The following is a 22,759-nucleotide window of genomic DNA, read 5'->3' as shown; positions in this document are numbered from 1 at the left end:
ATCATTAGTAACGGCGAAAAAAAGCCTTAACCCTGAGAAGTCAGGGTTAAGGCTTTTATATTTAGAGTTTTTTATTTATAATCCTTCGCAATTAACTGCTCATACACTGACCCGTCAATGAGAGCCTCAATAATTACTGGCCCTGACATGGATAATCCTTTTTGCAAGGAGGCTCGCATTTCCTCCTGATCTCGAGCTTTTAGAACAGGAACTCCGAGGAAGCTATCTGAACCAAAATACTCACCCACGTATAAATCTGTACCATATTGAGGCAGGTTCTGCCGCTGCTGCTTAACGTCAATCAGACCCAAGCTTCTATCGCAAAGGACAACCACTACAATATGTAATCCAAGTCTGCGTGCGGTCAGGAGTTCTCCGCAATTCATAAGAAACCCACCATCGCCGGTTACACAGATAACGGTACTTGATGGCTGGCATAATTTAGCACCAATGGCGGCGGGTATCCCGAATCCCATAGCCGACCATCCATTTGTTATAAGGAAACGGTTTGGTTCGCCAGTCTTCCATAATTGCCCTAATAGATGAAGATGTGCGCCCACGTCACTCGTTAAGATTGTATCCTGAGGCACTATTTCACGGAGCGTTGTTATAAGATCTGATGGACTAAAATTACTGCAGACAGGAACTAGTGCCTGGAACAACTGGGCTTTATTTTCTTGAATTTGACCAAAATCCCAATGGTATTCTGGTAGTTTTAGTGAATTTAAAAAAGACAAAGTATCTGAAACATTGCCGGTTATTTCATAGATACTATGGTAGTCAGGCGTAATATCGACTGGATCTACGTCAATATGGACTAAGGGTACATTTGGCATCCAGGACTCGTAGTTAAATTCTATTGAGTCATACCCAATGCCAATGACTAAATCGGCCTTTCTGTATATTGATGCGACCATATCGCTCTTGGCATGGAAAAGAACTCCGGCATAGCAGGGATGGTCCTCTGGGATAACCCCTTTTGCCATCGGTGTTAAAACTACGGGGATATTATTGTTATCCACAAATTCCTGTATTAATTTGTGAAGCCCCAAGCGTACGGCTGTCAGCCCTACTGCTAATACAGGCTTTTTTGCCTCCATTAGCAGGGTGGCCACCTGTCTGAATAAGGAAGGGTCCGGCATGGAGAAAGGCACTTTCTCGTAGTTATGAATCAAGGTACCGGAATCTAGCATTTCTCCGTCTATATCGGCAGGCAATCCAATATGAACAGGCCCAGGAACTCCCGAAGTTGCTATCCTAAAGGCGTCGGTGGCAGTGGCTGTAAAGTTGCCTTTTGTCATCCTAAAAGTCCGCTTTGTTATAGGTTGGTAAAGCGCTTGATGATCAATATTCATTTGAACTCTTCTACCCACCTCAGCATCTTTTACCTCGGTAGTGAGGGCAATGACGGGTGAACGGTCTAACAGGGCGCCGCCGATGCCGGTCGACAAATTTGTGGCGCCTGGTCCAAAAGTAGCATGGCAAACGCCGGGTATACCTGTCAAACGTCCAAAAACGTCCGCCATAATGGCAGCACTCTGTTCATTTGCCACTAAAATAAATTCGATACCATTGTTTCTCATTGCATCCAGGTAAGGTATTGATGGGCCGCCGGGAATGCCAAACACATACCTTACTCCCAGTGCATGAAATGATTTGATTAATTGTTCAGCCAATGTTGGCATACAAGTCTCCTTAACCGTTGTTTTCTATACTTGCTCATATGAAGATTACATATCTTGCTATTTATTCAGTATCAATTCTCTATTTGTTCCTTGAATCCTCCGAAACATAGGCAGAACACCCAAAAAGAGTATATAAAAAGGTATCTTTAATAAGAGGGATTCCTGCCTGAATTTTGCATTTGGGCAGGAATTCTGTATAATTAAAAGTAAAAGGGAATACAGTTAAACCGCATACGAGGATGGGGTCCAAATGTTAGACAAAAAAAGCATATATGCTCTTTTAGATAAATATCAGTTTACATATGAAGCCTACGAGCATCCTGCTGTTTATACTATTGAGGAACTGGATGCTCTAACTATTCCGCATAAAGAGCAGATTGTAAAAAACCTTTTTATGTGCGATGATAAGAAGAAAAACTATTATTTAGTTACCGTGCCCGGATCTAAGACCGTCAATCTAAAAAGCCTGAGCGAAAGGATATCAAGCCGCAAGCTGTGTTTGGCCAGCGAGCAATCGCTTAAAGAATTGCTGCTGCAGGAAAGAGGACATGTAACTCCGCTGGGGGTTTTGAATAATGCTCAGAGAAATGTTATCGTAGTATTTGATAAAAGCCTGGATAATCAGCGAATAGGCATCCATCCCATGGAAAATACGGCGACAATTTTTATTGCTTTTGAGGATATTAAAAAACTGATACAGGCTCATGGAAATGCTGTTATTATGTGTGACTTTGATTAATTTTAAAACTGGAGATAAAAATAATGCTGACAAAAGCTCGGGAAATATTAAAAAAATACTACGGCTATGATGAATTCCGGCCAGGACAAGAAAAAATCATTGCCAGTTTGCTTGGTGGCAAAGATACGGTAGCTATTATGCCGACCGGTGCGGGAAAATCGTTATGCTTTCAAGTTCCGGCGATGCTCTTGCCTGGGGTTACAGTCGTAGTTTCACCGCTGATCTCATTAATGAAAGATCAGGTGGACGCATTAACCGCACAGGGCATACCGGCTACTTTTATTAATAGTTCGCTGACAGGCTCCGAGGCTGGCAGGAGGCTGCAGAATATGCGTGCCGGGCGGTATAAGCTGGTATATGTGGCGCCGGAACGGTTGACTGCTGACTGGTTCCAGGCGGTGGTTGGCGAACTCAATATCAGCATGCTGGCAGTGGACGAGGCCCACTGTGTTTCACAATGGGGGCATGATTTCCGGCCAAGCTACCGGGCTGTCAGCTCTTTTATTGCCGGTTTGAGTAACCGGCCGGTGATTGGCGCATTTACCGCCACCGCAACACCTGAGGTAAAAAAAGATATTGAGAACCTGTTGGCCCTCAAGTGGCCGCAAGTGTATATAACCGGTTTTGACCGGCCGAACCTGTCTTTCTCCGTCCTGCGCGGTGAAAACAAGCAGCAGTTTATTTTGCAATATCTTAAGGCTAATGCCAATCAGGCAGGCATTATTTATGCTGCCACCCGGAAAGAAGTTGACGGCCTCTATGAATTGCTTAGGAAAAAAGGGCATGCTTCCGGACACTACCATGCCGGGTTAACTGATGAAGAACGCATGTCGCAGCAGGAACAGTTTCTTTACGACGATATCCGGGTGATGGTGGCCACTAACGCCTTTGGTATGGGAATTGACAAATCCAATGTGCGCTATGTCATCCACTACAATATGCCGAAAAATATGGAATCCTATTATCAGGAAGCCGGACGCAGCGGACGGGATGGCGAGCCTGGTGAATGCATCCTGCTGTTTGGGCCGCAGGACCCGCTATTGCAGCGGTTTTTGATTGATAAGTCTGTCGAGCAGCCGGAACGCAAGCAGCATGAGCTGAAAAAGCTGCAGGAAATGGTGGATTATTGCCATACGCCTGATTGTCTGCGGCAATATATCTTAAACTACTTTGGTGAGTTTGCGGCAGGGCCGGGCTGTGGCCATTGCGGCAATTGTATGGCGGACGGCGAGCAGGTGGATATTACCGTTGATGCGCAGAAAGTGTTTTCTTGTGTCTATCGACTGAAGGAACGCTTTGGCATTGCCGTTATTGCCGATGTGCTGAAAGGCTCTAAAAATAAAAAAGTCCAACAGCTGAGTTTGGACCGTCTGCCAACCTATGGGCTAATGGCGCAGCGCACAATCCCGGATATTAAAACACTGGTTCAGCGTCTGGTTGCCACAGGCTATTTGCGTTTGACCGAAAGTGAGTATCCGGTAGTAAAGCTTGAGCCCAGTGCCGTGCCGGTGCTGAAAAATCAGGCCCAGGTTTGGCAAAAGGTATTTACCGAGCGTCAGCCTGTGGCTGATGATGCTTTGTTTGAACTGTTGCGCAAATGCCGTAAAAGCATTTCCGAACAGGAAGGTGTGCCGCCATTTGTCGTGTTTGCCGACACTACCCTACGGGAGATGAGTCAGCATCGTCCGGCAGACCTTGCTGCCATGCGCCAGATAAAAGGTGTTGGCGAACTGAAGCTGCACAAATATGGCAGGGAATTCTTGCAGGTTATCACTCAATATATGGCGGAAAACGCAATTGCCGCAAGCAATACCGAGGCGGTTGCCGCTGCCGAAGCAGTAAAACCGGCAGCAAGTAAAAAGAACAGCAAAGCCGATACCGAGCCCAGTCATGTAATAACTCTGGCAATGTACCGGGAGGGTAATGACTTGGACGCTATTGCCAAAGCCAGAGAGTTGACAATGAACACCGTGCAAAACCATTTGGTGCGCTGTGCTCAGGAAGGTCATGCTGTTGACTGGGACCGGCTTATTCCCGGGCAGTATGAAGAATTAATTATTGCCAGGATAAAAGAAATCGGCGGCAAACAGTTAAAACCACTGAAGGACGCTTTGCCTGATGCTGTGAGCTATGCGGCTATTAAGGCTGTTTTGTGCAAGCACTTTGGTACAGCAGACCATTAATCAAAGCGGCAAATTTAATATATATGAAATGTAATGGAGAACTGCGCATGGATAAAAAAGCAATAGCCTGGCTGTATGGCCAATTGCCGGAACTTGTGGACAAAGGGATTATTTCGGCGGAAAGCGCGGAACGGCTAAAAAAGCATTACGGATCTGTGGCGGCTACTACCGGCACAAGAACCTTTCTGCTGGTATTTGGTGTTATTGGCACACTGTTGGTTGGCCTGGGCATTATTTTAATTTTGGCCCATAACTGGGAGCAGCTCACTAAACTAAACCGGCTGATGATTTCCGTTGGCCTGCTGGTAGTCGCTCAAACCGCAGCCGGAAGTGTGTTGTGGTTTAAGGCAGACAGCCCGGTATGGCGGGAGACTACGGCCACTTTACTTATGCTCATGGTGGGCGCGGCGATGGCTTTGGTGGGCCAGACCTATCATCTGGCAGAAAATGTCGATGCTTTTTTGCGTACCTGGATGCTTTTATCGTTGCCGCTTATGTATCTCATGAATTCTGTGAGTGTAGCAGTACTATATACCATCGGGGTGACAGTCTGGGCTGCCGGTGGTTATGCTGACATAAGCAACCAATGGATTTGGGTGTTATTCGGGTTAGTGCTGCCCTATTACCGGAATTTGCTCCAAAACAACCGTTATGCCAATGCCACCGTTATTTTGTCCTGGGTGTTGACTATCTGTTTTTATTTTTGTTTTGCAGCGGTCTTCTCTCAGAACTTGGCTAATTTGGGCATGCTCATCTACAGTTGTTTATTTGCCTTAACCTATCTTTGTGGTGTGCTATGGTTCAGCGGCCGGGAGGGGTGGATGCCGTTCCGGCCGGTAGGTTTGGCAGGGAGTATTTTTCTAACCTTTTTACTGACTTTTCATGATATCTGGAGTCATTTGCAGGTAAGCTGGAACGCTGGTTCCGGAGTTCTGTATCTGTTTGCAGCGGTGCTGTTGGCACTGGTCATTGGCGGTATGCTGCGGGTGCGAAATAATCCGGGAGTCCGGCAATTTGCCCTGATACCCTGTGTCATTGGCGCGGGCTATCTTGTTCAGTATTTTGACGGCAGCGGTATTGGTGCAACCTTTATTTTGAATGCGTATATGCTGGGCCTGAGTATTAGTGTGATTGCTGCCGGGGTGAGAGTGTATAATCTTGCTAAGCTCAATCTGGGTATGTTCATGATGGCGGCGTTAATTATTGCCCGCTTCTTTGATATGGATGTAAGCTTTATTGTTCGCGGCGTGCTGTTTGTTCTGGCAGGCATCGGTTTTCTTGTGGCCAATGTGGTTATAGTACGTCGTAAGGCAGGGGGGCAACATGAAAAATAAGAAACTGCTGTTTGGTGTATTTATCGTCGTCGCCGTACTGCAAGCCGCTATGCCGCTGTATATGGCCTGGCGGTGGGAAAATATTCTGGCGACAGGCCAAAGGTTTTATTGGCAAACAGCACCTGTTGACCCATATGATGCCTTTAAGGGACGGTATGTGGCGCTGCGCTTTGAGGAAACCACAGCCCCTGTTGTGGACGAGGAAGTGATATCCGGTAAAAAGGCATATGCCATTATTGAAGAAAATGCCGCAGGCCAGGCATTTATCAGCGCCGTTACTGCCAAACGTCCGGAGCAGGGCGCTTATGTAACCGCTAAGATTTATCGCAGCGGGGAGGGCATGGCTTATGTGGTTTTGCCGTTTACACGCTACTATATGAATGAATACCTGGCGCCGGCAGCCGAAGCCGCCTACCGGGAGAGTGCCGGCAAATCAGGGGTTGCCGCCGTCCGGATTAAAGACGGTTATGGTGTTATTGAAGAACTGTATATTGGTGATAAAACACTGGTTGAATTTTTGCGGCAGCCGTAACCGCTGTAAGGGATGTTGTTGATGCCATATACGTATATTGTTAAGTGTGCCGATGGTAGCTTGTATACCGGCTGGACAACCAATCTTGAAACCAGAGTGACAGCACACAATAGCGGCAGGGGTGCGCGTTATACCCGTAGTCGTCTGCCTGTCACGCTGGTCTATTATGAGCTCCAGCCTGATGAGAGTCAGGCGAGAAAGCGTGAATATGCGATAAAGCAGCTTGACCGTAAAGACAAAGAACAGCTAATTGCCGGTTTTACGAATTAAAAGGAATAAAGGAGCATTTGATGGACGGAACACAGCGGAAACATATAATCCCCGGTGCAAAAGTAAAAATCGTGCAAAAGCCGCATCAGCGCACAGGGCAGTTGACTGAAGGGATAGTAAAAGATATTCTTACAAGCAGCCCTGTGCATCATCGCGGGATCAAAGTCCGGCTGACAGACGGAACTGTCGGCAGGGTACAGGAAGTTATCGGTTAGAAAAATGAGCTAAGCCTAGGTGACAGGCTTAGCTCATTTCTTTACAGTGTGCGGTTTTCGATATGTGCGATTGCGCGCAGGGATTGCATCAAAGCAGTGAAACGTTCGGGTTTGATGGATTGCTGTCCGTCACATTTGGCATTGCTGGGGTCTTGGTGAACTTCGATGATGACTCCGTCGGCTCCTACCGCAACGGCAGCTTTTGAGAGTGATTCCACCATCCACCATAACCCGGCAGCATGACTGGGATCGACGATAACCGGCAAATGGCTGAGGCGCTTGATTGCCAGTACGGCGCTGAGATCAAGGGTATTGCGGGTGTAGGTTTCGAATGTCCGGATACCGCGTTCGCATAAAACGACGTTTTCATTACCGCCTGCCATAATATATTCTGCAGACATCAGGAGTTCTTCGATTGTCGCGCTGAGCCCTCTTTTCAGCAGAATGGGTTTTTCAATTTGGCCTGCGGCTTTTAACAGGTCAAAATTTTGCATATTGCGGGCGCCGATTTGAATAACGTCAATATCTTCGTGATGGTCTTCCAGTTGCTTAACTGACATGATTTCTGTGACGATCGGCAGACCGGTGGCTTCACGCGCCAGCTTCAAAAGCTCAAGGCCTTCTTGTTGCATGCCTTGGAAACTGTACGGTGATGAACGGGGTTTGAAAGCACCGCCCCGCAGAAAACCGGCGCCAGCGGCCTTAACTTCCTGGGCGATACCGACAATTTGTTCCTGGCTTTCCACCGAACAAGGTCCGGCGATGATGGCCAGTTGATTGCCGCCGATGGTTTCTGAACCGGCGCGAATCACGGTGTTTTCCGGATGGAAGGTACGGTTGGCCTTTTTGTAAGGTTCTTGTACGGAGAGTACCTTTTCCACATAGTGTTTACTGAGCAGGTAGTCGCGGTCCAGCTTGCCGGTGTCGCCGACAATGCCTAAAATGGTTTGAAACTTACCATAGGTAGGCCAAACGCTGCAGCCATAGTTTTCCAGTTCCTGTTTCAATTTTTCAATTTGTTCAGTGGATGCCAAAGAATTTAACACAATAACCATAGATAACGCCTCCTGAAATTTTAATATTTATTATAATTAAAAATAAAAAACCTAAGGCTCATTGAGCCTTAGGTTTGCTATCATAGCAACCGGTTATGTTTATTATTAAGGACTCAACGGTGAAACATGTATTAATTTATCGTATGCAAAAAAGCCTGCGCCAAAAAAGCTGGCCCAAGCAAAAAAGAAAAAGTATTGATTTGCATATAAATTAATAGCACTTAGTTTCATGTTGATCACCTGTCATGGCTAATTTTAAATCATGTATTCATTATACCAGAGAAATTGGCACTGTCAACACAAGAATGGAAAATAGGATAAATTTAATTTTCGTGTAATTGATGTAGTATGAAATTAATACAAATGTACACAAAAAATCTTAAACTAATCCAGACTGCCTCTGGGAAAGACGCGGGCATTAGCGGAAATAAATTGACACTGACAATTGTTGCTTATATACTTTATAATAAATCCCATCAAATAAGATTTCTTCCGGATTGGAGGCACAGACTGTGCGCATAACTAAAGCAATTAAACAAGAGATGCTTGCATTATTGGAGCAATATTATAGCGATACTACTACTGCGCTGAATTACACTACGGCGTTTGAACTTTTGATTGCCGTAGTGTTATCAGCTCAGTGTACAGATACCAGGGTGAATATTATCACGGCGCGGATGTTTCCCCGTTATAATACACCGGAAAAAATTCTTGAGTTGGGGCAGGACGGGCTTGAAGCAGCAATCAGGGATTGTGGCTTATTTCGCAGTAAAGCGAAAAATATTCTTGCAACCTGTGAGATATTGTGCCGGGAATATGGCGGACAAGTGCCGGAAAAATTTGAGGATTTACTCAAACTGCCCGGAGTGGGGCGGAAAACCGCCAATGTTGTGATAAGCCAATTATTTGGTGTGCCTGCCATTGCAGTGGATACCCATGTATTCCGGGTGGCTAACCGGCTTAAGCTGGCAATGGGTGATACGCCGCTGGCTGTTGAGCAAGGGCTTATGCGCGCTATTCCCAAAGAAAAATGGGGAGATGCCCACCACTGGCTCATCTGGCATGGACGCAAAGTCTGCAAGGCAGCAAAACCGTTGTGTAGGGATTGCTTTTTGCAGCATTTGTGTCCAAGCAGTAATGCTAAGTAGGATGTTGTATAAAAATTAAATATGATGTATAATAATACAAATGGTTAGGGGGATGGGCTATGATTTTTCGTAAAGCGACATTTAGTGATGTGGAAAGCATCCTGAAATTGATTAATGAGTATGCTCAGCAGGGGCTTATGCTGGCACGCTCGCGTAATACCCTGTATGAAGGATTGCGGGAATTTGTCCTGGCCGAAGAGGACGGAAAGGTTGTCGGAGTTGCGGCTTTGCATTTGGTATGGGACGAGTTAGCCGAGATCCGGGCGCTGGCTGTCCATCCCAGCAAGATAAAGACTGGTATTGGGCGCACGATTGTGGAGAAACTTACCGAAGAAGCGAAAGAACTTGGCGTTAAAACCTTATTTGCCTTAACCTATCAGCCGGGATTTTTCCGAAAGCTGGGCTTTAAAGAAGTGGAGAAAGACAGTGTACCGCAAAAAATGTGGAAAGAATGTATCAACTGTCCTAAATTTCCCAACTGTGATGAGATTGCCATGGTTAAAGAATTATAAAGAAAACTCAGCTTGTGCTGAGCCTTTCTATTGGAATAAAACAAACAAGCCTGCTGTCAGTTGCTTTTGACAGCAGGCTTGTTTGCTTTTTCCGGGCTATAAATCCATACTTTCACCTGGGTTCATAATATGTACAGGAATGTTCATCGCCGTAATTTTCTCCTTAAAAGCTTCCGGCGATTGGGCAATAACCGGCCAGGTATTATAGTGCATGGGAATTACTGCCTGTGGCTGGAGCAGTTTGACGGCTTCCACAGCGTCATCAGGCCCCATGGTATAATTATCGCCAATCGGCAGCAGGGCGTAGTCGATTTTCTCCAGGCGACCCAGGAGTGCCATGTCGCCGAAAAGTGCCGTGTCACCGGCGAAATAGAGGGTTTTGCCAAAGAAACTGACAATAAACCCGGCAGCATGTCCACCAGGGATGCCCGCACCATGGAAGGCAGGCGTTATCCGGACATAGCCAAAATCAAAGGAGCGTTTGCCGCCCAGATGCATGCTGATATTGGCACAGTTTTGTTGTTCTGCCAGAGCGGCCAGTTCAGCCGTACCAATAACGGTGGCGCCTGTGCGCTTGGCAATGGCGATAGTATCGCCAAGATGGTCGCCATGACCGTGACTGACCAGAATGTAATTGCAATTAATCTCATCCGGGCTGGCAGGATTGGCAGGATTACCGGTAAAAAAAGGATCAAACAGCAGGGTTGTATTTTTGTGAGTTACGGTAAAACAAGCATGTCCATAAAATTTTAGGGTAATCATAAATACACCTCCACAAGGATACTCGCTATAGTATTTTTACACCATGGCCTGATAAATTCCTGCTATGCGCAGGTAGTTTATGCAATCCAGGCAATAAGATTCCAAAATATGGTTTGCAAAAGAAGGTTAATTGGATAAAATGAAGAATTTTTAAACTATAATAATAGTGGGTAATAAAGGAGCGCTAACAAATGATTCCGGTAATTTCTGTGGTAGGGCGGTCAAATAGTGGTAAGACAACCTATTTGGAAAAACTAATTGCAGAGCTTAAACGCCGGGGATACCGGCTGGCGGTTATTAAGCATCACCATACCGATAATGTTGAACTGGATCATCCCGGAAAAGACACTTGGCGGCACGCTCAGGCAGGGGCAGATATCGTTTGTCTGGCTTCGCCGAATAAATTTGCCATGATGCGAAAAAGTGACCAGGAACTGTCACTTGACCGGGTGATTAGTTACATTGATAATGTGGATATAATCTTTACCGAAGGCTATAAACAAGAGGCTAAGTCAAAGATTGAAGTGTATCGTCAGGCAGCAGGCCATCTTCCGCTTGGCAATAAGCCGGAGCTGCTTGCTGTAGTGAGCGATACCGTTCTTTATCAGGATGTGTCGCATTTTGCCCTTGATGATCCGTCAGCTATGGCTGACTTCCTAGAAAAAAATGTGTTGAAAATGAAATAGCAAAGGACTGATTGCTGTGCATGACGGACATAATCGCCAAATCAATTATTTACGGGTTTCGGTAACCGACCGCTGTAATTTTCGCTGTGCTTATTGTATGCCAGAACAAGGCGTTCCCATGCTTAGCCATGATGATATTCTCAGTTATGAAGAAATGTTCCGGGTAATCCGGGTTCTCAGTCAGCATGGTATTAGCAAAATTCGCTTAACAGGCGGTGAGCCGCTGGTGCGGCGGGGAATTACCGGGTTTATCCGCAGCATTGCCGACCTGAATACGATAACCGATATATCTTTGACCACCAATGGCAGCCTGCTTGCCGGAATGGCTGGTGAGCTAAAAGCCGCTGGTTTAAAACGGGTGAATATCAGTCTTGACACCATTGATCCGGAACGGTTCAGATGCATTACCGGCGGTGGCGATGTTGCTGCAGTCATCAAAGGAATACAAACCGCCTTAGCGGTAGGCTTGATGCCGGTAAAGCTTAATGTTGTGTTGACTAACATAATCTCGAAATACGATGTAGCGTATTTTGTCGATCTGATACATCGCGAGCCGGTATCTATCCGGTTTATTGAATATATGCCGATTGGGGATGCGCGGGTTGGCCCGGGCCCCAGTATTGCCGAAATCAAAAAAATGATTAATTCCTCAGGTCGTGGAACTTTGAAGCCAACTTTGGATATTCATGGCAACGGTCCTGCAAAATATTTTTGCCTGCCACAGGCCAAAGGCTCCTTCGGCTTTATAACCCCCATATCGGAACACTTTTGCGGTGCCTGCAACAGGATTCGCCTGACAGCAGACGGAAAGATTAAGCCCTGTCTGTTGTCAAATCAAGAAGTAGATATTAAGGAGGCTCTTCGCAGTGGGGCTGGTGATGATGAAATTGCAAAATTATTTTATGCCATCATTACGAGCAAACCGGAAGGTCATACTTTGTCAAATTCGGGCAACCCGACGAATTTTTTTCGAAAAATGTCACAGATAGGCGGATAATTCAGGTACAGGACTCTTATACTGTTAAGGTCGAAAAATTATTCTTTTTTAAAAAACTTATGGCAGCCGGGGCCTAATGTAAAGCGATTAGAGTAAAAGTTGCAGCAATTAACAAAGAAGGTGCGGATTTTGACAAGACCTTTTCACGGTATTTCTACGTTATATACCATTGAACCCTCGATTCGTAATGTTGCTTTTTCCCATCATGCACTCTGGGTAGAGCAGGCAAATAAAAATATGCGGGAAGGCTTTGAATGTGCCATTTATTATGAGCCATATGCCAATCTTGTGTATCCTGATACCTTAGATGCCATGATGGTTGAGATTACGGCCGGTCAGACAGGATATCACATTTCCGGCTTTGCTGTAATTCCAGATGGTGAACGTGAGGAAATTAAGATTAATATCTGGTATTCCAATTATGCTAAAGCCAAACAGGCTGCTGACAGATGGATTATAGCGACCCGTAAACTGGTGATGTTGCATAATAAATAAAGTTTCATATGCTTTATACAGGCAGCCTAAGGCAGGGCAGCCAGCAAATGGGTAAACCGGTTGTACCGAATTTATCCTGCTGGGATTGTTACTGTCATTAGGCTGCTGATTTTTTGTTTCATTAGGGGCATGTTTTTTATCAAGTAACCTGTTGAGGGTACACATTTTATGATTGTGGCTTTTAGTAATGGTATTGTGTCATCTAAGTGTGATATACATGTAACACAGCAAGACACAAATGTCACACCTTCTTAACAATCGTGAAAAAATAAACTTATTACCATGGTAAAAAAAGCTTTAATTACTATATATTTACAATAATACATACATTGGCATGAAAGTTGCGATATATATGAGTGTGATTTACGATACCGGGAAAAGTGGCTTCGTCCTCCCTTAGTCCAACATCCAACTAAAGTTCGGGATATGGACTCCGAAATTTTGCCACCAGGAGGTGAATTAGTTAGCGTAGTTCAATATTTTGCAAGATGTCCCGGTTCGGTGAGTTGCTTTGGTTAAGCTATTTGGTGAAAAAAACTTAAATAACGAGAGGAGTTTGAATAATGACGAAAAAATCTTATGGTTATTTTATGCCTCCGGTATCCCTGATGGGGGTTGGCTGCCTTGAGGATATCGCTGATTATATTAAGCCGATGGGCTTTAAGAAGGCGTTAATTGTTAGCGATAAAGTTCTTGTCCAAATTCAACTTACCAAAAAACTTACCGATGTGCTTGACAAAATTGGCGTAGCCTATGTTATTTTTGACGGTGCTCAGCCTAACCCAACCGTTACTAATGTTAATGATGGCTTGAAATTACTTCAGGACAATAAATGTGATTTCGTTATATCTTTTGGCGGTGGTTCGCCTCATGACTGTGCAAAAGGTATTGCCATTGTTGCTGCTAACGGCGGCAAGATTGAAGACTACGAAGGTCTTAATAAATCAGCCAAACCTCAAATGCCGCTGATTGCGGTTAACACAACCTCTGGTACCGCCAGCCAGATGACCCGCTTCTGTATCATTACCGATGAAAGCCGGCATGTAAAAATGGCCATTGTTGACTGGCATACAACGGCAGTTATCGCTGTTGATGATGCGGAATTAATGGTTGCTATGCCGCCGGCTCTTACTGCTGCCACCGGTATGGATGCACTGACCCACGCAGTAGAAGCTTATGTATCCACAATTGCTACCCCGGTCACCGATTGTGCCGCCCTCAAGGCAATAGAATTGATTTCCGGCTATTTAAGAAGAGCAGTTGCTAACGGCAATGATATGGAAGCCAGAGAAATGATGACATATGCCGAATATCTTGCCGGCATCGCTTTCAATAACGCCAGCCTGGGATATGTACACGCCATGGCCCATCAGCTTGGTGGATTCTATGATCTGCCTCATGGTGTCTGCAATGCTATTTTGCTTCCGGCCGTGGAAGACTATAATGCGAAAGTTGTTCCTGAAAGATTTGTTGATATCGCCAAGGCAATGGGTAAGGATGTTACAGGATTATCTTCGGCAGATGCTGCCGCAGCCGCACTTACCGCCATTCGGGAACTTTCTGCCGACATCGGTATTCCAGCAGGCTTGAAAGACCTCAAGGGGTTTAAGGAAAGCGATATTCCGACTCTTGCCGCTAATGCGCTTAAAGATGTCTGTGGTCTAAGTAATCCGAAACAAGCCACGCAAGAAGAAATTGAGGCTATCTACAGAGCTGCCATTTAAATAAACGAAAGCCGTATAAGACATATGGGAGCCCGGCAGATTTTGCCAGGGCTCCTTGACTTTACAACGCTGCGCCGCCGGCGCTTAACCTCCGCCTATGCATAACGGCCGCCCGCACCTCAAAAATGTTGACGGTTGTAAGCAGTGCATTAGCGGTTTTTCTTATTTATAAAATAGTAATAGAAATGTGACATAAAAATGATACTAAAATATTGCAGGAATTGTTAAACAAATGGCAAATTTTATAAGTATGAAAAACAGTACTGGGCAGACCAGGAGCAATTCAAGCAGCAGCTGAGGAAGGGGATATAGAAGTGGGGCTTACACATTTCAACAATTGCGGTAAAGCCCGCATGGTTGATGTCACCGTGAAAGAGGAAACAAAGCGGGAGGCCGTAGCAGAAGGCCGGATTAGCATGGAGCCTGCCACGCTTGCACTGATAAAACAAGGGGCAATGGGTAAAGGTGATGTCTTAGGAGTGGCCCAGGTAGCCGGAGTCATGGGTGCCAAACGGACCTGGGATTTAATTCCGATGTGTCACCCGCTGCTATTGACAGGAGTTAATCTTGAATTTGTTATTGATGATACGGCAAGTGTGATTGATATTAAAGCCATTGTCAAGACCACCGGCAAAACCGGAGTGGAGATGGAGGCACTTACAGCGGTTTCAGTGGCTGCCTTAACCATTTATGATATGTGTAAAGCCGTTGATAAAGGCATGACAATTGAATATGTCCGCCTGGCGGCTAAATCAGGCGGCAAAAGCGGCGACTATGTCAGGGAGGATAAATAAAATGCAGGGTAAAATTGTAGCTGTTTGTACCAGCAAAAACAAAGGGGAACGTAAAAAAGATGTCAGACAGGCGAATTTGCTTGTCGGTCTGGGACTTGAAGGAGACGCTCATGCCGGGTTTAAGCACCGTCAGGTAAGTTTGCTGGCATTAGAAAGCATTGAAAAGATGCGGCAAATGGGGCTTGATGTTCATCCTGGAGATTTTGCCGAAAATATAACGACCCAGGGATTAAACCTGCCGGTTTTGCCGATCGGCACCAAGCTTAAGATCGGCGATACTTTGCTCGAAGTCAGTCAAATTGGCAAGGAATGTCACACTCGCTGCAATATCTATTACCAGGCCGGTGATTGTGTTATGCCGAAGGAAGGCATCTTTGCCATTGTTGTGGCAGGCGGTAAGATTGCGAGTGGTGATAGTATTGAGGTGATTGAAAATGTTTAGTATTGGCATTATTACCGCCAGTGACAAAGGCGCGCGTGGTGAACGGGAGGATCTGAGCGGCAAGGCGATTGCCGAGGTGCTGGCTGAGCTCGGTGAGGTTAAACATTATCTAATTGTTCCTGATGAGCAGTCAGCCCTCAGTGAGGCGATGATTCAAATGGCTGACGACCGTAAGCTGGACCTGATCCTTACCACCGGCGGCACCGGCCTTGGTCCGCGTGATGTGACACCGGAGGCCACCTTAGCTGTAATTGACAGGCAGGTACCGGGTATTCCGGAAGTTATGCGAGCCAAATCGCTGGAAAAAACCTCACGGGCTATGCTCTCACGAGCTGTGTCCGGCTTGCGCGGGCGGACACTGATTATTAATTTGCCCGGTAGCCCCAAAGGCGTGCGGGAATGTTTGGAAGCCGTACTGCCGGCTCTGGAGCATGGGCTCTCAATCATGAAAGGGGAAGCAGGCGAATGTGCCAGACCCTAATGCCTGCCTAACAGCCAACCCGCTCAGAAAATACCAAAGGAGATGATTGTTTGTTAAGAGCTAATTATTTACAAGTGCTTGCCGATATTCGTGAGGATATAACGAAGATGGGCGAAAAAACCGTCTTATCGGTAATGACGGCAGTCAGCTCCTTTGCCTTGAATAATGTTGAGCAAGCGCAACTTTCACGGCAGTATGAAAAAGAAGTTGATGCTATGTATAAAGCCATTGATGACAAATGCATTACCACAATTGCCACCCAGCAACCGGCTGCTGCCGATTTGCGTTTTCTGGTATCAACGATAAAAATTGCCAATGAGGTTGAACGGGTAGCCGATTATGCAAACAATATTGCAAAAATAGTCCAAAAAAAATTTCCCAAACTGGATTTGGCCTCGCTTGCTCCGGTAACAGACGGAGTTACCAAACTTGGTGAGCTGGCAGCAGCCATGCTTGCTGACGCCATCAGGGCCTATGCATTGAATGATGCCGAGTTAGCTACCCAGGTAAGAGAGCGGGATGCTGAAGTAAATAAGCTAAATAAGGCGTTGATTAAAGATATTTTAGCCATTGCGATGACTAATCCGCAAAATCAGGAAGCCGTACTTGAGTATAATGTAGCCATTCGCTATATTGAAAGGGTGGCCGACCGGGCGACAAATATTGCCGAAGGGGTATTTTACATTGCTACCGGCTTTAACGTGAAAGATAAAAAGTCATAGGAGTGAATGGTTTGTCAAAGCCAATATATGTAATAGGCCACCGTAATCCGGACACTGATTCCATTTGCTCGGCCATTGCTTATGCACAGCTTAAGAATGCATTGGGCGAGCAGGCAGTTCCTGTACGTGCCGGAAAAATCAATGCCGAAACCAAATATGTTTTAGATTTTTTTGGCATACAGCCACCGCAGCTCCTGCTTGATCTGTATCCCCGGGCCAAAGATGTAATGCATGAAAAGCTGGTTACCATTCATCCCAGGAATACGCTGCGAAAGCTGGGGCAGCTTATTACGCAGTATAATGTAAAATCAATTCCGGTTGTGGAAGATGACGGTAGTTTGGTGGGCATTGTCACTGTCGGAGATTTAGCTGAACGCTATGTTAGTGAGCTCGGGATGCAGGATTTGCGGGAAACCGGGGTCGACTATGCCGGAATCCTTGGATGTCTCAATGGTACTTTATTATGTGGCGGTGATTTGTCCAAGTCCATTCAGGGCCATGTAAAAATTGCCGCTTCCCATACTCAAACTATGGCTAAAGTGATTAAACCGGGTGATATTGTTATTGTCGGCAATCGTACCAATGCTCAGCTAAGCTGTATTGAAGTGGGAGTAGCTTGTCTGATCATAACCGGCGATTATGAAATAGAGCCTGAGGTGGAAGCTGCTGCCATAAAAGCCGGGACATATATCTTCCGTACCCCTTATGATACCTATACCTGTGCCCGGCTGATCAACCAGAGCATTCCGGTGGGAAAAGTTATGAAAACCAAGGTTACGTCCTTTAAACCGGACGATATGGTAGCCGACCTGAAAAATGTCATTATTCGTACCGGCTACCGCAACTATCCGGTAGTTCAAAACGGTAAAGTGGTAGGACTTATTGACCGTGACCGGCTGATAGTGCCTGAGCGTGACCAGGTGATTCTGGTGGACCATAACGAGCGTTCGCAAGCCGTTGATGGAATTGAAGAAGCTAAAATTGTTGAGATTGTGGATCATCACAGGCTGGGTGGACTGGAAACCAGTGAACCTATTTTTATCAGACATGAGCCGGTAGGCTCTACCGCTACCATTGTAGCCAATATGCACTGGCATAGAAATATCGATATATCCCGGCAAAGCGCAGGGCTGCTGCTGGCAGCCATCATCTCAGATACCGTATTGTTTAAATCGCCGACTACAACGGCAAAAGACCGCGATACGGCCCAAAAACTTGCACAGATTACCGGTCTTGACATTCAGGAATTTGGGATGGGCATGCTGCAAGCCGGTTCGGTTATAGATAAGCTAAGTCCGAGCGATATTGTAACTACCGATCTGAAAGAATTTCAGATTGGTGAATATCATGTTGTGATTAGTCAAATATCTGTCATGGACCCCGAAGCAGTGTTAAAGCAGCAAAAGCAACTGAATGCCGCGCTGCAGGAAATCTGCGAAAAAGGGCAGTATAGTATGGCCATATTATTGGTTACCGGTATATTGAGCGAGGCTACGTATCTCTTGCATTATGGTCAGCCGTCAGGTCTCATAGCAGCTGCATTTGGCGAAGGACGCTCTGACGGCACCTGGTTTCTGCCTGGTGTTATGTCACGCAAAAAACAGGTAGTACCGCCGCTGATTGATGCCGTCCGCCGGGATATGTATAACTAGATAAGCAGAAGGGATTGGGATACATGACTACTTATACGACAAGTGGTGTATGTGCAAAAAAGATTGAATTTGTGGTCGAAGATGGCATTATAAAAAAAGTGGAATTTCAGTCAGGCTGTCCGGGAAATCTGGCCGGAGTCAGCCGGCTGGCTGTGGGGATGAAGGCCGAGGAGGTAATCGGTAAGCTCAAAGGAATAACTTGCGGCGACAAGCAAACCTCCTGCCCGGATCAGTTTGCCAAGGCCTTGGAAGCGCTGAATGGCAAGTAAAATAAAGTAGACTTAGCTTCAGGTGGGGTTTTAAGCTCATCTGAAGCTAAGTCATCGGATAAAACTAGGAGAGTAGCAGGTGAAGCGAGTGCTTGTTTGTGAGATTATCTACCAAACCACCGGTGAGCGCTGGGGGATATTTCCACGAGATATTGGTGAATTTCAAGCACGGCTTGTTAGTGATGAACGGATAATAAATAACAGCAATACCAATACTATTATTAAGAGATCGGCGAATTTTGAAATAATATCAACTTCTTTTACGCCTGATGAAAAAAACAAACGTCATAGAAAAGCACTTGAAGACCTGGTGCAGGAACTGCAGCAGGCAGGCTGGAAACAGCAGCCTGAGCAGGGAACAGAATGGTACAATCTAACATTCCGTAAAAAATAACTTAACAGTATCCTATTGACAACACGTAATTTATCTGCTATATTCATCAGCAACAGCATATTCAAATGCAATGAACGGGATAAGTAAATTAGCTGCGCTATTATCAGAGAGCCGGGGGGTGGTGTGACCCGGTAGGCGTGCATATTGAAATACACCCGTGAGCAGCAGGTCGAACGGAATACAAGTAGACTGCGCCGGAGGCCACCGTTATCATAGGCTAGGGTATCGGAATTCCTGTACCTGAAAGAGTGGCTTGCTATTTATTTAAGCAAGCAGGGTGGTACCGCGAGTAAAGTCTCGTCCCTGTATAGGGGATGGGACTTTTTATATTTTTATGGAGGCGATAGACATGATTATTGTAATGAATCCTACAGCTACCCAGACAGAAATTGACAATGTGATTGCCCGGGTAACCGCAGCCGGCTTAAAAGTCCATTTGTCGGAAGGTAAACTTCGTACCATTATTGGTTTAATTGGCGAGAAAAAACTCATGGTTCAGTTGCCGCTCGAGGCTATGGCCGGGGTGGAAAAGGCAATATCGGTTACCGCCGGCTACAAACTGGTCAGCCGGGAGTTTAAAAATGAAGACACAGTTATTGATGTTGGCGGCGTGCTGGTGGGTGGTCCCCATATTGTTGTCATGGCCGGACCTTGTGCTGTTGAAAGCCGGGAACAATTACTGGAATCGGCAAGGATTGTCAAAGAAGCGGGCGCCCAATTTCTGCGGGGCGGCGCTTACAAGCCGCGGACTTCGCCTTACTCTTTCCAGGGACTTGAAGAAAAGGGACTGGAGATGCTGGCTGAGGCCAGAAGCTTGCACGGGCTGAAAATTGTTACCGAGGTTGTTGATATTGAATCCGTACCGGTAGTCGGCGCCTATGCCGATGTGTTGCAAATCGGTGCGCGCAATATGCAAAACTTCCAACTCTTAAAGGCGGTAGGCAAAAGCGGCATGCCTGTACTGTTAAAACGCGGGATAGCGGCTACCATCAATGAATGGCTGCACGCCGCCGAATATATTATGAGTGAAGGCAATTTCAACGTTATGTTCTGTGAGCGTGGTATCAGGACCTTCGAAGAATATACCCGTAATACACTGGATTTAAGTGCTGTGGCCGCGCTCAAGAACTTGAGTCATTTGCCGGTTATTGTTGATCCCAGTCATGGAACCGGTTTGTGGAAATTAGTGCGTCCCATGGCTAAAGCGGCCGTCGCCGGCGGAGCAGACGGACTGATGATTGAAGTTCATCCCAACCCGGCCGAAGCGTTATCTGACGGCAATCAGTCACTGACTCCTGCCAATTACCAGGCCTTAATGAGTGAAGTGGCAGCCGTTGCCAGAGCAGTAGACAGGAGAATGGCATGACTTCGCCTGCTGAGCGGATTGCAATTATCGGCATGGGACTGATCGGTGGTTCGCTCGGTTTGGCCTTAAAGGCTGCCAGAGGCGGCAAAATAGAGATTACTGGTATGGATACCAATGAACTGTCACTTGTCAAAGCGCGGCAGAGTGGTGCTGCCGATATAGTTACTACCGATTTTAAGGCAGGTGTGATAAACGCCGACATAATCTTTTTATGTACACCGGTGCTGCAAGTGGCTTCACTGGTAAATGAAATAGCACCTTATATAAAAAAAGGCGCTATCCTGACAGATACCGGCAGTACGAAAGGCTATTTAATCGAGCAAATAACGGCAGTATTGCCTGAAGGCGTGCATTATGTGCCGGGACACCCAATGGCCGGGCGTGAGAAAAGCGGTATAGAGGCTGCCGACGAAACGCTGTTTTGTGATAAGTGGTATATCCTTACCCCTGATGCGGCAAGTGATGCGCAGGCCATTGACACAGTTCGCCGGGTTATTGGCTGGACAGGAGCCAAAATTACCGTGATGGAGGCTTGCCAGCATGACTGGTGTACCGCACTTATCAGTCATGTGCCGCACATTGGGGCGGCGGCTCTGGTCAATCTGCTGGAACATGCTCACGATCAGGACAGCAGCATTAAACTGGCTGGCGGCGGTTTTCGGGATACCACACGGATTGCTTCTTCCAACGCCGATATGTGGGCCGATATCTGCATAACTAATTCCGGGCCGATTGCCGACAGCCTGGACAAATTCGGCCAGCTATTAACCCAGGTGGCAGCGGCTGTCCGCCAGGGAGACCGGACAAGCATCCATACCTTCTTTGCCACTGCCAAAAAACGCCGTGATGAACTATTGCGTTTGGAAGAGGCCGCTAACGGACAACCCTTGACCAATGGGCATTGATAATTTGAGCCATTAGCTGTTTGCCGTCAATATCAGGATGAAGACCGTCGATGGACAAATGCTCGGGAAGTTTACGGCTGCTGTCGGTAAAATAGGGTTCAATGTCAATACAGTATTGCTGTTGACGGATGAAACTATTGACGGCATCAAACTCTTCCCGCCAGCCGGGTACTGTTTCCTCCTGGAAGATGAGGGCAATGGTTTCCGGATTAATGGGCGGCAAAGTCAGAAATATCGGCCTGATACCATGCAGCAGGCATTTGTCGCGAATAGCGGCAAGTTCGGAAATTACCTGTGTCGCGGGAATACCGCCGCGCAGACTGTTAGTTCCACCGAGAATAATTAAATAGTTTGGCTTAAAGGGCAGGACATCCTGCTCAAACCGCGCCAGCATGGTTGCCGCAGTATCACCGCTTTTACCCAGATTAACGGTGGGAAAATAAAGGTATGTCTGGTAGCTATAGTCGGAATCGGCCGGAGAATAGGAGATAGCGCCACCACCATGCGTGATACTGTCACCAAAGGTTGCCGCATATTGTCTCCGGGTTGCAGCAACGGTAAAATCGGCTGTGTCCGAGTAGCCGCCCACCGGATTTCCGGCCGCATCCATCCCGCGAACCCGCCAGTAATACCTACCTGAGTTTCTGCGGGGCTGGTCATCATAGCAATCATTAACGCCGGTAACAATTTTGCTCCAGATGCGATGGCGGGATGGTTCAACGCCATTAGGGTTTTCCGGCGGCCGGCTGGTAAGCTCGACTTCATAACTTACACCACCTGCCACCGGAATCCAGGCATAGGCAGGATAAAGTGGTGCCGGCTGTGTTGCCGGCATCCGGTTATTAGTCAGGGGACGGGTAACCGGGACAAGGCTGCGGTCAAGCCAGACTTCGGCCGCGTCAGAAAACACTCCCAGCGGGTTGCCTTGCAGATCAAGAGCGCGAACGCGCCAGTAAATACAGTTGCCTTTATACCAGGATAAATCAGCATTATACCCATTGGTAAAAATTTTCCGTACTAAACGAAGCTGGTTCTTCGCTGGAAAAACAGTATTGGGATTTTTCGGCAGCTCTGCGAGGAATTCCAGTTCATAGTAAACTGCGCCTGGAACTACTGTCCAGGTAAGCATCGGCTGGACAGAGGACGGGGCGCTGTCAGGATAAAAAGAAGTAGGCGCAGGTTTGACATTATCGGCGCTTTCAGGTATTTGGCCGATGTTATCGGTTAGCCTGATGGAATTGGCAGATGGGTCCAGGGGCTTAATTTCCGCCGGCTTCGGTTTGAGCGGAATCGGATCTGCATTTTTTGGTATTTCCGGCAAATATAGCATTAGTGCCAGCAATATTGCCAATATAATCAGTATCTTCAATGTTTGCACCTGCCGGATGTATGGTAGG

General features: G+C 46.6%; 25 protein-coding genes and 1 other annotated feature. Of the genes, 21 read left to right on the top strand and 4 right to left on the bottom strand.

The annotated features are described in order from the left end of the window. Positions 1-71 precede the first annotated feature (71 nt). Complete coding sequence (locus SPSPH_RS11595) at positions 72-1,685, bottom strand: thiamine pyrophosphate-binding protein (protein WP_075755817.1); 1,614 nt, start codon at positions 1,683-1,685, stop codon at positions 72-74. Positions 1,686-1,935: 250 nt separating this feature from the next. Between SPSPH_RS11595 and SPSPH_RS11590 the strand changes: the two genes are divergently transcribed. From SPSPH_RS11590 to SPSPH_RS11565, 6 genes are read left to right on the top strand one after another with little or no spacing between them, the layout of a single operon-like run. After that, positions 1,936-2,424 (top strand): prolyl-tRNA synthetase associated domain-containing protein, encoded by a 489-nt coding sequence (locus SPSPH_RS11590; protein WP_075755816.1) that lies wholly within the window; start codon positions 1,936-1,938, stop codon positions 2,422-2,424. A gap of 23 nt (positions 2,425-2,447) precedes the next feature. Next, positions 2,448-4,607 carry a DNA helicase RecQ gene (recQ, locus tag SPSPH_RS11585; protein WP_075755815.1) on the top strand — a complete coding sequence of 720 codons (2,160 nt, stop codon included), beginning with the start codon at positions 2,448-2,450 and terminating at the stop codon, positions 4,605-4,607. A 47-nt stretch (positions 4,608-4,654) separates the two neighbouring features. Then, entirely contained in the window at positions 4,655-5,941 is a 1,287-nt protein-coding gene (locus SPSPH_RS11580; protein WP_075755814.1) for a DUF2157 domain-containing protein, read from the top strand. Continuing rightward, positions 5,931-6,473: a GDYXXLXY domain-containing protein gene (locus SPSPH_RS11575; protein ID WP_075755813.1), complete on the top strand. Its 543-nt coding sequence runs from the start codon at positions 5,931-5,933 to the stop codon at positions 6,471-6,473. The genes SPSPH_RS11580 and SPSPH_RS11575 overlap by 11 nt, the downstream gene beginning before the upstream one ends. A gap of 21 nt (positions 6,474-6,494) precedes the next feature. Beyond that, positions 6,495-6,743: a GIY-YIG nuclease family protein gene (locus SPSPH_RS11570; protein ID WP_075755812.1), complete on the top strand. Its 249-nt coding sequence runs from the start codon at positions 6,495-6,497 to the stop codon at positions 6,741-6,743. Between the two features lie 20 nt (positions 6,744-6,763). After that, positions 6,764-6,958, top strand: a complete 195-nt coding sequence (locus SPSPH_RS11565) for a YwbE family protein (protein ID WP_181382932.1) — start codon at positions 6,764-6,766, stop codon at positions 6,956-6,958. A 41-nt stretch (positions 6,959-6,999) separates the two neighbouring features. Here the strand turns inward: SPSPH_RS11565 and aroF (SPSPH_RS11560) are convergent, their stop codons facing one another. Then, positions 7,000-8,013, bottom strand: a complete 1,014-nt coding sequence (gene aroF, locus SPSPH_RS11560) for a 3-deoxy-7-phosphoheptulonate synthase (RefSeq protein WP_075755810.1) — start codon at positions 8,011-8,013, stop codon at positions 7,000-7,002. 512 nt (positions 8,014-8,525) lie between these two features. Between aroF (SPSPH_RS11560) and nth the strand changes: the two genes are divergently transcribed. Both nth and SPSPH_RS11550 read left to right on the top strand, forming a co-directional pair. Beyond that, on the top strand, positions 8,526-9,161 hold the full coding sequence (gene nth / locus SPSPH_RS11555; RefSeq protein ID WP_075755809.1) for an endonuclease III: 636 nt from the start codon (positions 8,526-8,528) through the stop codon (positions 9,159-9,161). A 59-nt stretch (positions 9,162-9,220) separates the two neighbouring features. After that, a complete protein-coding gene (locus SPSPH_RS11550; protein WP_075755808.1) occupies positions 9,221-9,673 on the top strand; it encodes an N-acetyltransferase in 453 nt (150 codons plus the stop codon). A gap of 96 nt (positions 9,674-9,769) precedes the next feature. Here the strand turns inward: SPSPH_RS11550 and SPSPH_RS11545 are convergent, their stop codons facing one another. Continuing rightward, on the bottom strand, positions 9,770-10,435 hold the full coding sequence (locus SPSPH_RS11545) for a metal-dependent hydrolase (protein ID WP_075755807.1): 666 nt from the start codon (positions 10,433-10,435) through the stop codon (positions 9,770-9,772). A gap of 191 nt (positions 10,436-10,626) precedes the next feature. On the opposite strand from SPSPH_RS11545, the gene mobB reads away from it, so the two are divergent. From mobB to SPSPH_RS11480, 13 genes are all read left to right on the top strand, one after another. Further along, positions 10,627-11,121 carry a molybdopterin-guanine dinucleotide biosynthesis protein B gene (mobB, locus tag SPSPH_RS11540; RefSeq protein WP_075755806.1) on the top strand — a complete coding sequence of 165 codons (495 nt, stop codon included), beginning with the start codon at positions 10,627-10,629 and terminating at the stop codon, positions 11,119-11,121. 16 nt (positions 11,122-11,137) lie between these two features. Continuing rightward, on the top strand, positions 11,138-12,118 hold the full coding sequence (gene moaA, locus SPSPH_RS11535; protein ID WP_075755805.1) for a GTP 3',8-cyclase MoaA: 981 nt from the start codon (positions 11,138-11,140) through the stop codon (positions 12,116-12,118). Between the two features lie 129 nt (positions 12,119-12,247). After that, positions 12,248-12,613, top strand: coding sequence for a hypothetical protein (locus tag SPSPH_RS11530; RefSeq protein WP_075755804.1), 366 nt, complete (start codon positions 12,248-12,250; stop codon positions 12,611-12,613). Between the two features lie 563 nt (positions 12,614-13,176). Beyond that, positions 13,177-14,337, top strand: a complete 1,161-nt coding sequence (locus SPSPH_RS11525) for an iron-containing alcohol dehydrogenase (RefSeq protein WP_075755803.1) — start codon at positions 13,177-13,179, stop codon at positions 14,335-14,337. Positions 14,338-14,651: 314 nt separating this feature from the next. Further along, positions 14,652-15,131 carry a cyclic pyranopterin monophosphate synthase MoaC gene (moaC, locus tag SPSPH_RS11520; RefSeq protein WP_075755802.1) on the top strand — a complete coding sequence of 160 codons (480 nt, stop codon included), beginning with the start codon at positions 14,652-14,654 and terminating at the stop codon, positions 15,129-15,131. A 1-nt stretch (position 15,132) separates the two neighbouring features. Beyond that, entirely contained in the window at positions 15,133-15,573 is a 441-nt protein-coding gene (locus SPSPH_RS11515) for an MOSC domain-containing protein (protein WP_075755801.1), read from the top strand. Then, positions 15,566-16,054, top strand: coding sequence for a MogA/MoaB family molybdenum cofactor biosynthesis protein (locus SPSPH_RS11510; protein ID WP_075755800.1), 489 nt, complete (start codon positions 15,566-15,568; stop codon positions 16,052-16,054). The genes SPSPH_RS11515 and SPSPH_RS11510 overlap by 8 nt, the downstream gene beginning before the upstream one ends. Before the next feature lie 50 nt (positions 16,055-16,104). Next, positions 16,105-16,776 carry a phosphate signaling complex protein PhoU gene (gene phoU, locus SPSPH_RS11505; protein WP_075755799.1) on the top strand — a complete coding sequence of 224 codons (672 nt, stop codon included), beginning with the start codon at positions 16,105-16,107 and terminating at the stop codon, positions 16,774-16,776. Positions 16,777-16,787: 11 nt separating this feature from the next. Then, entirely contained in the window at positions 16,788-18,428 is a 1,641-nt protein-coding gene (locus SPSPH_RS11500) for a putative manganese-dependent inorganic diphosphatase (protein WP_075755798.1), read from the top strand. A gap of 23 nt (positions 18,429-18,451) precedes the next feature. Then, the gene (locus SPSPH_RS11495) at positions 18,452-18,697 is read left to right on the top strand and encodes a TIGR03905 family TSCPD domain-containing protein (RefSeq protein ID WP_075755797.1); all 246 of its coding nucleotides are present in this window, start codon (positions 18,452-18,454) and stop codon (positions 18,695-18,697) included. A 79-nt stretch (positions 18,698-18,776) separates the two neighbouring features. Next, positions 18,777-19,091, top strand: a complete 315-nt coding sequence (locus SPSPH_RS11490; RefSeq protein ID WP_075755796.1) for a hypothetical protein — start codon at positions 18,777-18,779, stop codon at positions 19,089-19,091. Positions 19,092-19,152: 61 nt separating this feature from the next. Continuing rightward, positions 19,153-19,399, top strand: a binding site (T-box leader). A 41-nt stretch (positions 19,400-19,440) separates the two neighbouring features. Then, on the top strand, positions 19,441-20,457 hold the full coding sequence (gene aroF, locus SPSPH_RS11485) for a 3-deoxy-7-phosphoheptulonate synthase (RefSeq protein WP_075755795.1): 1,017 nt from the start codon (positions 19,441-19,443) through the stop codon (positions 20,455-20,457). Further along, positions 20,454-21,362, top strand: a complete 909-nt coding sequence (locus SPSPH_RS11480) for a prephenate dehydrogenase (protein ID WP_075755794.1) — start codon at positions 20,454-20,456, stop codon at positions 21,360-21,362. Before aroF (SPSPH_RS11485) ends, SPSPH_RS11480 begins: the two co-directional genes overlap by 4 nt. Here SPSPH_RS11480 and SPSPH_RS11475 read toward each other — a convergent pair. Further along, positions 21,331-22,731, bottom strand: a complete 1,401-nt coding sequence (locus tag SPSPH_RS11475; RefSeq protein WP_075755793.1) for an SGNH/GDSL hydrolase family protein — start codon at positions 22,729-22,731, stop codon at positions 21,331-21,333. The two genes, SPSPH_RS11480 and SPSPH_RS11475, sit on opposite strands and share 32 nt — an antisense overlap. Between the last annotated feature and the right edge of the window lie 28 nt (positions 22,732-22,759).

Source organism: Sporomusa sphaeroides DSM 2875, from assembly GCF_001941975.2.
GTDB classification, from domain to species: domain Bacteria; phylum Bacillota; class Negativicutes; order Sporomusales; family Sporomusaceae; genus Sporomusa; species Sporomusa sphaeroides.
The sequence above is the reverse complement of the archived record's forward strand: the minus strand, read 5'-3'. Positions and strand labels throughout refer to the sequence as shown.

What these genes read in the sequence shown, in the direction of transcription:
- SPSPH_RS11595 (WP_075755817.1), bottom strand. Translation starts at nt 1,685, where the DNA reads ATGCCAACATTGGCTGAACAATTAATCAAATCATTTCATGCACTGGGA.
- SPSPH_RS11590 (WP_075755816.1), top strand. Translation starts at nt 1,936, where the DNA reads ATGTTAGACAAAAAAAGCATATATGCTCTTTTAGATAAATATCAGTTT.
- recQ (WP_075755815.1), top strand. Translation starts at nt 2,448, where the DNA reads ATGCTGACAAAAGCTCGGGAAATATTAAAAAAATACTACGGCTATGAT.
- SPSPH_RS11580 (WP_075755814.1), top strand. Translation starts at nt 4,655, where the DNA reads ATGGATAAAAAAGCAATAGCCTGGCTGTATGGCCAATTGCCGGAACTT.
- SPSPH_RS11575 (WP_075755813.1), top strand. Translation starts at nt 5,931, where the DNA reads ATGAAAAATAAGAAACTGCTGTTTGGTGTATTTATCGTCGTCGCCGTA.
- SPSPH_RS11570 (WP_075755812.1), top strand. Translation starts at nt 6,495, where the DNA reads ATGCCATATACGTATATTGTTAAGTGTGCCGATGGTAGCTTGTATACC.
- SPSPH_RS11565 (WP_181382932.1), top strand. Translation starts at nt 6,764, where the DNA reads ATGGACGGAACACAGCGGAAACATATAATCCCCGGTGCAAAAGTAAAA.
- aroF (WP_075755810.1), bottom strand. Translation starts at nt 8,013, where the DNA reads ATGGTTATTGTGTTAAATTCTTTGGCATCCACTGAACAAATTGAAAAA.
- SPSPH_RS11550 (WP_075755808.1), top strand. Translation starts at nt 9,221, where the DNA reads ATGATTTTTCGTAAAGCGACATTTAGTGATGTGGAAAGCATCCTGAAA.
- SPSPH_RS11545 (WP_075755807.1), bottom strand. Translation starts at nt 10,435, where the DNA reads ATGATTACCCTAAAATTTTATGGACATGCTTGTTTTACCGTAACTCAC.
- mobB (WP_075755806.1), top strand. Translation starts at nt 10,627, where the DNA reads ATGATTCCGGTAATTTCTGTGGTAGGGCGGTCAAATAGTGGTAAGACA.
- SPSPH_RS11525 (WP_075755803.1), top strand. Translation starts at nt 13,177, where the DNA reads ATGACGAAAAAATCTTATGGTTATTTTATGCCTCCGGTATCCCTGATG.
- SPSPH_RS11515 (WP_075755801.1), top strand. Translation starts at nt 15,133, where the DNA reads ATGCAGGGTAAAATTGTAGCTGTTTGTACCAGCAAAAACAAAGGGGAA.
- SPSPH_RS11510 (WP_075755800.1), top strand. Translation starts at nt 15,566, where the DNA reads ATGTTTAGTATTGGCATTATTACCGCCAGTGACAAAGGCGCGCGTGGT.
- SPSPH_RS11495 (WP_075755797.1), top strand. Translation starts at nt 18,452, where the DNA reads ATGACTACTTATACGACAAGTGGTGTATGTGCAAAAAAGATTGAATTT.
- aroF (WP_075755795.1), top strand. Translation starts at nt 19,441, where the DNA reads ATGATTATTGTAATGAATCCTACAGCTACCCAGACAGAAATTGACAAT.
- SPSPH_RS11480 (WP_075755794.1), top strand. Translation starts at nt 20,454, where the DNA reads ATGACTTCGCCTGCTGAGCGGATTGCAATTATCGGCATGGGACTGATC.